Origin of the sequence: Pseudorhodoplanes sp. (assembly GCF_050250235.1) — a bacterium.
In the GTDB taxonomy this organism is placed as follows: Bacteria; Pseudomonadota; Alphaproteobacteria; order Rhizobiales; family Xanthobacteraceae; genus Pseudorhodoplanes.
Genome location: NZ_JBFWPA010000204.1, coordinates 1 through 8021, shown reverse-complemented (window position 1 = coordinate 8021; position 8021 = coordinate 1). Strand labels below are relative to the sequence as shown.

8 protein-coding genes are annotated in these 8021 nt (G+C 61.8%); 3 read left to right on the top strand and 5 right to left on the bottom strand.

From position 1 onward, the window contains the following. On the bottom strand, nucleotides 1-658 hold a 658-nt coding region (locus AB7F49_RS36345), incomplete at its 3' end, for a TetR/AcrR family transcriptional regulator (RefSeq protein WP_428531865.1). A gap of 101 nt (nucleotides 659-759) precedes the next feature. Here AB7F49_RS36345 and AB7F49_RS36340 point away from each other — a divergent pair. Continuing rightward, the gene (locus AB7F49_RS36340; RefSeq protein ID WP_428531862.1) at nucleotides 760-1245 is read left to right on the top strand and encodes a DUF1772 domain-containing protein; all 486 of its coding nucleotides are present in this window, start codon (nucleotides 760-762) and stop codon (nucleotides 1243-1245) included. A 77-nt stretch (nucleotides 1246-1322) separates the two neighbouring features. On the opposite strand, the gene AB7F49_RS36335 is transcribed toward AB7F49_RS36340, so the two are convergent. Further along, the gene (locus AB7F49_RS36335; protein ID WP_428531859.1) at nucleotides 1323-1826 is read right to left on the bottom strand and encodes a DUF305 domain-containing protein; all 504 of its coding nucleotides are present in this window, start codon (nucleotides 1824-1826) and stop codon (nucleotides 1323-1325) included. Nucleotides 1827-1953: 127 nt separating this feature from the next. Then, nucleotides 1954-3390: a tyrosine-type recombinase/integrase gene (locus AB7F49_RS36330; protein ID WP_428531856.1), complete on the bottom strand. Its 1437-nt coding sequence runs from the start codon at nucleotides 3388-3390 to the stop codon at nucleotides 1954-1956. Between the two features lie 378 nt (nucleotides 3391-3768). On the opposite strand from AB7F49_RS36330, the gene AB7F49_RS36325 reads away from it, so the two are divergent. Continuing rightward, the gene (locus AB7F49_RS36325) at nucleotides 3769-4740 is read left to right on the top strand and encodes a Dyp-type peroxidase (protein WP_428531853.1); all 972 of its coding nucleotides are present in this window, start codon (nucleotides 3769-3771) and stop codon (nucleotides 4738-4740) included. A gap of 4 nt (nucleotides 4741-4744) precedes the next feature. Here the strand turns inward: AB7F49_RS36325 and AB7F49_RS36320 are convergent, their stop codons facing one another. After that, complete coding sequence (locus tag AB7F49_RS36320; RefSeq protein ID WP_428531850.1) at nucleotides 4745-7087, bottom strand: molybdopterin oxidoreductase family protein; 2343 nt, start codon at nucleotides 7085-7087, stop codon at nucleotides 4745-4747. Between the two features lie 185 nt (nucleotides 7088-7272). On the opposite strand from AB7F49_RS36320, the gene AB7F49_RS36315 reads away from it, so the two are divergent. After that, nucleotides 7273-7488, top strand: a complete 216-nt coding sequence (locus AB7F49_RS36315) for a DUF2945 domain-containing protein (RefSeq protein WP_428531847.1) — start codon at nucleotides 7273-7275, stop codon at nucleotides 7486-7488. Between the two features lie 53 nt (nucleotides 7489-7541). On the opposite strand, the gene AB7F49_RS36310 is transcribed toward AB7F49_RS36315, so the two are convergent. After that, a partial coding sequence (locus AB7F49_RS36310; RefSeq protein WP_428531844.1) for a DUF488 family protein occupies nucleotides 7542-8021 on the bottom strand: 480 nt, incomplete at its 5' end.

Sequence of the window (8021 nt, the reverse complement as noted above, 5' to 3'; positions counted from 1 at the left end):
TGATGATGGTGTCCAGCCCAAATTCGAAGGCGGCATCGAAATCCCAATCACCCGCGGTCACCGCGCTCACGACAAGCGGGAATTCTGCCGCATCGATGGCACGCGTCCTGACGGCTTCCGCCGGATCAAGGCCGCGGAATGGTCCCCTGATCTCGTAGGACACCTGCCCCAACGTGAAATTCGTCAGCATGAAGTAGGCTCGCAATCCGTCCTGCTGGCGAATGCCGGCATCTTGTAACGCGCCCAAGGCTGCTTCCATCGGCCGGAATATGGCCGGCAGCACTTGCGCCTTCTCGATGACGGGAATGGCGTGCGGATTTGCCAGGCAGATCTGTCTCAGTGCCCTGAAAATCGCACACAGACGCTCCTGCCAATTGCCGGTCATGGCAGGAATGCGCAGCTCCTCCACCACTGCCTGCGCAATCCCCGCCATCAAATCCTGTTTGTCGCTCACATGATTGTAGAGGGCCATCGTGCTGACCCCGAGGCGCTTCGCCAGAACGCGCATGCTGAGAGCGCCCTCGCCTTGCTCATTCAGGAGGCGGGCCTCCGCTACCACAAGCGCCCTGGTTAAGCCGCCCTCTCTGCGCCGCCCCGCGGTTTTTTGTGCCCGCCGGACTTTCTTGGCCGCCATGCCTGGAACCTTCATCACCAACATTAGTTTGCCATGTACGGTGTACATATACACCGTACAGGCCTTTCGCGTCAGGCGCGCTTTCTTTGATGGCTGCGCCTAGGCAGAGCTGGAGGTGCGATGCCATGTATCGCTTTCTGCAAGTTGCGACACTCGTGCTCGTTGCCGTTGCCATGGCCCTTTCGCTGGCTCACACCCTTGAGCTGCCAGGCAAAATGCGGCTTGGCAAGGATACCTATCTGGCTGTCCAACAGATCTACTATCCGGGGTTTACCATCGGTGGAGCTGCCGAACCCCTTGGTGTCTTGGCGCTGCTCGTGCTTGTCGGCCTTACCCCATCCGGCACGGCGCGCTTCTGGTGGACGCTCGCAGCACTACTCTTATTGGCCTCGACGCACCTGACCTATTGGTTCGTAACCCACCCCGTGAATAGCGTCTGGACCAAGAACGTTGAGTTGAGCGGCATCAGCGCAGCCTTCTTCTCCCTGTTCGCGTCCGAAGTTACCGGCGACTGGTCGCAGCTGCGCAACATCTGGGAATGCTCCCATGTTGCAAGGGCGATCCTATCGATGCTCAGTCTAGTCGCTCTGACGATCGGGCTCACAACGTAGGGGGCGCAGGCGGAAAGCCGCACGCGATGGGCGACACGCTTTGTTGTTGCTGCGCCTGCGTTACGCGCGTGGGCGAGCTATCGGTTCAGCTTTTCGAGCATCGTCTTCATCTGACTAATTTCAGCCTGCTGGCTGGAGACGATGGTCTTGCACAGCTCCTTGATCTGGGGCGTCTGAGCCGGCGACTTCTCGCACATGAGGATTGCACCGGCATGGTGTGGAATCATCGACCGCAGGAACTGACCATCGGTGACGGCAGTCTGCTGACGGATCAAGACGAAGAATCCGACCAAGGCAATGATGCTGACTCCAGCGATAATCGTGTTGAGACGCTTGTCGCGATACATCGAGCTCATCAGGGCAAGCTCGATCAGGGCCATCGGCGCCGACATCAACCCGGCCATGTAGAACTGGTTGACGTTGTTGTAGACGTTGGCAAACGAATTCACCATCGCGTACATAAGAATGTACATCGCCACAAAAGAGAGAACGACCATTCCAAGGAGACGGTAGTAGTGATGCCGACTGCTAATGTCGTGACTACCCGACTGCTCATGATGCACGTGCGTATGACTGACCATCGGCCTTCCTCCATTGTCTGAGGCAAACGAGGAGGCGCTACTTTCTGTTCCTCAGTGCGTTCCGTCGAGCAAGTGCGCAAAAACGCAGGTGAAAGGACGGTAACTTCGATGAAATCAACGGTTAAGGCTACGCCGCTGACAACACGGGCGCTGCGCCGGCATTTCCTTCATCTGCCGTTGCCGCCGGCGTCGGCGTCAACGAAGCGGCCGGTTCCCCGGCTGAGCTCCGTTTCCGCTCCTCACGACAAGCCAATGCAACATGCTCAGCCCAAAGCTCCAGCGCCGCCCGGACCTGAGGGCGCATCTTGGCGTGGTTGTAGTGCTGGTTTCCGACCCCGGGCCGTGCATGGTTGAGCACGCGGTCGGCCACCTCATCCGGAATGCCCTGCTCGCCTAGAAAGGTTCGCAGCGTTCTACGCAGGTCGTGCGTGCGCATATCCGGCACACCGAACGCGTTCTCGCGGTTGCGCCGCATGGCCATCGACACGGCTTCACCGTTGATGTGCCCAACACGACCGTCGCTAACGGGACTTGGAAACACATACTCCGAGTCCCCTGACAGAGCGATTGCTCTGGATATGACATCCATCGCCGGTTCAGTCAGCGGGACCATATGGTCCCGCCGGTTCTTGGTTCGGCCGTGAATCGTTTGCCCACCTTCCACCTTATCGCCAGGAAGGGTCCAGAGCTTGTCTGCGTGGTTGATCTCGCTCTTGCGCATTCCCGCTACTTCCGAACGGCGCTGTCCCGTCAACAGAGCCAGACGGAAGATCAGCCGCAAAGGCTCCGACATCTCGGCCTTGTCGAGACCGTTCCAGAACTGGCCGATCTCCTCGGCGGTCAGCACGCGATCGCGCACGCTGGGGCCTGCCGATGCCTTCCTGACCTTGTATGCCGGGTTGCTGTCCACGTACTCCTCGTCGATCGCCCATGAGTAGATGCGGCTCACCATGCCCACGACGCGATCGGCGTGGACTCGAGCTCCCCGCGTCGCGATCTTGTCGCGCACCTTTAGGATCACATCCTGCTTGGTGATCAGGCCTGCAGCCATCTCGCCGATGCTCGGCCGAAGGTCCGCATTGATCAGACGCTCATACTCGACGACAGCAGCGGGCTTCAGCTTCACGCGCGCATGCTTTTCGAGCCACGCATCAGCGAGCTTGTTGAACGATAACCCATCCAGGCGCCCGCGGCGCTCTGCCAGCTTTTGGCCCTGCGGGTCTTGTCCTTGAGCGATACGCGCGATGGCATCCAGGGCCAGCTCACGCGCCTTGGCGAGCTTGATTGCAGGAAACTCGCCAAGCGTCAGACGCCGCTTGCGCCTTCCATGAGAATAGAGAAGAGCCCACGTCTTCACGCCACCCGGCGTTACGCGCAGTATCAAGCCCTTTGCCTCGGTATCGCGATACTCCTGCCGCCGCCCTACGGCTTTGACGGTCTCTACAAAACGAGCGGTAAAATTAACCGGCATGTTCATCCCCCGAGCACGTAAACAGTCCGTGGTCGTCTCACTTTTGGGGTTCCCCTGGGGTTCCCGCGCGACCTGGCTTGCGTCGATGTTCACTGGATGTTCCAGGACGGAACGTAGGCTCAAAGTTGGGCGATTTCAATGAGATAATGAGATTTCTGCGTCCAGAGCCGACCGAGGAAATCTGGCCCAATGCCCCTGGGGGACTGGGGGTCGGGAGTTCAAATCTCCCCGCTCCGACCAATCGTTTCCGCGACGCTATCAAGCCGAGCCGCATGAACCTCGCCGGTAGCGCTGGGATAAACTCCTCGCTCGTCCCCAATCCATCCGTGTCGCCCATGAGAAACGGGGGACAATGCACGGCCTGACGCGCCGGCTTCCGGCCATAGAACGCAGCCGACAGTTCTCGACTCTTGAGAACGCCGCCGAAAAGACGTAGCGGTTGCAAGGATATATCGAGATCCGGAGCGGTCGATGACTGTGGAAAGCCAGGCTGTAACATCGAAGCTTTCGCGCGCGGCGGTCTTCCTGGTGGCGACGCTCAACGATGGCGAGGCCAGCCTGGATGCCGTCCGTACCATGTGCGGCGATCTGGCGGGTTTCGTGCGGGCGGTCGGCTTTCGCGATCTCGACGGCGGGCTCTCCTGCATCATGGGTTTCGGCTCGGACGCCTGGGATCGGTTGTTCGGCCATCCGCGACCGAAGGAGTTGCATCCTTTTCGTGAGATCCGAGGGCGGCACCATGCCGTCGCGACGCCGGGCGATATCCTGTTCCACATCCGCGCGCGGAGCATGGATTCGTGCTTCGAACTTGCGATGCAGATCACGACTCGGCTCGGCGGCGCGATCACCGTCGTCGATGAGACGCACGGCTTCAAATTCTTCGACCAGCGCGACATGATCGGCTTCGTCGACGGCACCGAGAATCCGGTCGGGCCGGCGAGTGTCGACGCCGTGCTGATCGGCGACGAGGACCCCGTCTTCGCCGGCGGCAGCTACGTCGTCGTCCAGAAATACCTGCACGATTTGACGGGTTGGAACGATCTTCCGGTCGAGCGGCAGGAATTGATCATCGGTCGAAAGAAACTTTCCGACATCGAGCTGGAGGATGCCGTCAAGCCCTCTTGCGCGCACAATGCTCTCACCTCGATTACGGATGAGAGCGGGAAGGAACTCAAGATCGTGCGGGACAACATGCCGTTCGGCGAGATCCGCAAGGGCGAGTTCGGTACTTACTTCATCGGCTATGCGCGATCGCCGTCGCGGATCGAGCGGATGCTCCAGAACATGTTCGTGGGCGATCCACCGGGTAACTACGATCGCCTGCTCGACTTCAGCCGCGCGACGACGGGGAGCCTGTTCTTCGTCCCGTCAACGACCTTCCTCGGCAGCGCCGGGCCGGCCACGCAGAGCTCCGCGACGCCGGCTCCGAGGTCGGCCGGATAGATCGCTATTCTGCGGCGGTCGCAGGATCATTGGTCGCGGCCCCGAAGATGCGCGCCGCAAACGGTTCTGTATCGTTGCCGTTCAGCTCCGCCAGCCGTTCCAGCAGCCACGGCTCGGGCTCGCCGAAACTCAGGCGCCGCACCGCGACCGGCGAGGACTTCAATTGCGGCTGATGGCTGATCGGATCGCGCGCATACCAGGTGTGCTGGTTGGCTGACTGTGCGTCGCGTCCATAGTGGAACGGTACGAACACCTCGCCTGGCCGGACGGTATCGACCACCATCGCCACGCCTTCCCATCGGCCGTGCGGCGAGGTGATCTCCACCATGTCGCCAAGGCCGATGTCGAGCCGCGCCGCGTCCTCGGGATGGATTTCGACATAGGGATGCGGCGCGTGGCGGTTCAGCACCTCCGAACGCGCCGTCTTGGTGCGGGTGTGGAAGTGATAGACGACTCGGCCGGTGATCAGGGTGAAGGGGTACTTGTCCGACACCGGATTGGGCTGCCGCCGCCACTGGACGGGTCTGAGGAACGCCTTGCCCTTCGGGTCGATGCGCTCATAGTCCGCCCGGGTGTTGGGGGCGCCGCTCAGGAAGTCGGCACCGTAGGTCTGGCAATAGTCGATATGAGTTCCGAAGTTCAGGTCCTCGTAGAGTCGCTCGCATCCACGCGGATGCCGGTCGTTGCACGGCCAGCGCACCGCGCCCATTTCCAGGATCAGCTCGTAGCTCATCCCCGAATAGTCGCAGGGCCGGCCCTTCGATACCTTGCGCCATTCCTCGAACGCTTCCCTGGGATCGGCGAACGCGATCAGCGCGGCGCCCTCACGATCCTTGAAGTCGAGGCGGCGGGCCACCTCGACGACGACGTCGAAGTCGCTGCGCGCCTCACCGGGCGGATCGACAGCTTTCAAGAGCAGGTTGACGCTGCGGTCGGCATTGGTGATGCAGCCTGATTTCTCGCCCCACATCGCCGCCGGGAAATAGATGTCCGCCAGATCGACCGTCTCGGCATCGATGAAGGGGTCCTGCACGACGAGAAAGAGCTGGTCGAGGATGCGCCGCGAACGGTTCTGGTCGGGCAGACTGACCAGCGGGTTGGTGCCGATCACCCACATGAACTCGATCTCGCCGCGCTCTGCGCTTTCCATCATCGACATGATGTCGTTGGGGACCTCGTGGCGGAAACGGTCGAAATCGAGATTCCAACACTCGGCGAGGTCGCGCATCTGCTGCTCGTTGTGCGGATTGCGATAGGCGGGATAGGAGCCGCCCGCGCCGGCCTCGCGATTGCACATCGCCGATGGCTGCCCGGCCATCAGCAGCGGCCCTGCGCCGGGCTTGCCGATCGCGCCCCTCAGCAGATGCACCGAATTGACCAGCGACGAGGAAGCGGTCGCCTCGACGCTCTGATAGAAACCCTGCAGCACGGTCGAGACGAAATGCGGCGTGGTGCCGATCCATTCGGCTGCGGTCTCCAGCTCGGCTCGCGGAATGGCGCAGATCTTCGCGACGCGCTCAGGCGGATAGTTGCGAACCATCGCCTCCATCTCCGGAAAGCCGACCGTGTGCTTGTCGACGAAATCGCGATCGATCCAGCCGTTCCGGATCAGCAGATGAATAATCCCGTTCATCAGCGCGACGTTGCTGCCGGGGGCGAGCTGCAGGTGGAGGTCGGCACCCTGCCGCACGGTCGGCGATTTGCGCGGATCGGCGACAATGATGCGGCCGCCGTTGGCCTGCTTCGCAGCCAGCATCCGCTCCCACAAGACCGTCTGCACCTCGGCGACGTTATGGCCATAGAGGCACAGCAGCTCCGCCTGGTCGATGTCGGCATAGGAAGCGACGGGACCGTCCGTGCCGAAGTTGGCCATGAGCCCGGTGGCCGAGGTCGCCGTGCACAGCCGTGTATTGCCGTCGATGTTGGCGGACTGGAGCCCGCCGCGCCACAGCTTGGCCAGCGCATAAAGCTCCTCGATGGTCAGCTGCCCGGAATTGTAGCAGGCGAGATTGTTGTGACCCTGAGCCCAGGCGTCGCGAAAACGCTCGACGAAGAAGTCCATCGCTTCCGCCCAGCTCGCCGGCTGCAGCAGCTCGCCCTTCGTCCGCCGGATCATCGGCACCGTGCCGCGGCGTTTGGAGTGGTTGGCGACCCAGGCGTGCTCGCCCTTGGGTCCCAGATGGCCGAAACTGACAGGATGGCCGGCCTGTCCGCGCACGCCGACGATGCGCCCATCCTTGACCGCGATGTCCATCCCGCAACCGTTCGAGCAGAGAAGGCACGCCGAATGCACCCATTCGTCGGGCTCCCCACCGATGGCGAGATTGATGTCGATTCTGGATTGCATCGCGGCTCTCCCTGCGCGTTCCATCGAACGGTTCAGGAGTGCGGATGCCGTGCCGGTAACGCCCTGGCCGTCATGATGATCGGTTCGAGGCGTGGATGATCGCAAAATGAAACGGCAGGTACAACCTCGCGATTCGACGGCAGCTTGATAGACTAGCTCGCGTCGATGGTTGCAAGAGAGTCATGATGAGCGAACGCTTTAAGGTTGGCGATCACGTCGCCTGGAATTCCGAGGCCGGTCACGTCAGCGGCCGCATCATCAAGGTCCATACCCGCGATACGGACTACAAGGGCTATACGCATCACGCGAGCCCGGATGACCCGCAATATGAAATCAAGAGCGACAAGACCGATCATGTCGCGATGCACAAGGGATCGGCGCTGAGGAAGATCGGGGACTGACGCGCACGTTCGGTTTCTCTTCGATCGCCGCGCGCGGTTTGGCTGCGAGGCGCCTAGAGCATGTTCGGCTGCTCGGGAGGATAGATGATCGATGTCCCGTCGACGCGTGCGAAGGGCGTCAGCTTGTGCGGCCGATAGCTGGTTTCCGACAGGATCTCGATGACCGGCACGCCGCGGACGTCGAGCGCATCGGCGACGAGCGAGCGGTGGCAGCGCCAGGGCACCGCCTCCGCACACATGATGGCTGTGCGCTTCTGGCGACCCATCCGGACGAGCGTCTCCACGGCATGGGCGAATTCGGCTGTCTGCATGTAGTCGGCATAGCCGCGGAAGCTCTTGTTGCGCCAGCCGGCATTGGGAGAATCCTTGCGGGCATGCCGCAAGCCGCCCAACGCGGGCATATGCGTATACTCGATCCGTGCCGCCCTCAGGCTGGCGGCGAGGGCGTCACCGCTGAATTGCGGATTGTGCCGTGAGCCCGGCATCGTGCGGACATCGACGAGCTGCTCGATGCCGTAGATTTTCAGCAGCTT

Excerpts from the sequence above, each read along its gene's own strand:
- AB7F49_RS36325 (WP_428531853.1), top strand. The coding sequence starts at position 3,769 with ATGACTGTGGAAAGCCAGGCTGTAACATCGAAGCTTTCGCGCGCGGCG.
- AB7F49_RS36340 (WP_428531862.1), top strand. The coding sequence starts at position 760 with ATGTATCGCTTTCTGCAAGTTGCGACACTCGTGCTCGTTGCCGTTGCC.
- AB7F49_RS36320 (WP_428531850.1), bottom strand. The coding sequence starts at position 7,087 with ATGCAATCCAGAATCGACATCAATCTCGCCATCGGTGGGGAGCCCGAC.
- AB7F49_RS36335 (WP_428531859.1), bottom strand. The coding sequence starts at position 1,826 with ATGGTCAGTCATACGCACGTGCATCATGAGCAGTCGGGTAGTCACGAC.
- AB7F49_RS36315 (WP_428531847.1), top strand. The coding sequence starts at position 7,273 with ATGAGCGAACGCTTTAAGGTTGGCGATCACGTCGCCTGGAATTCCGAG.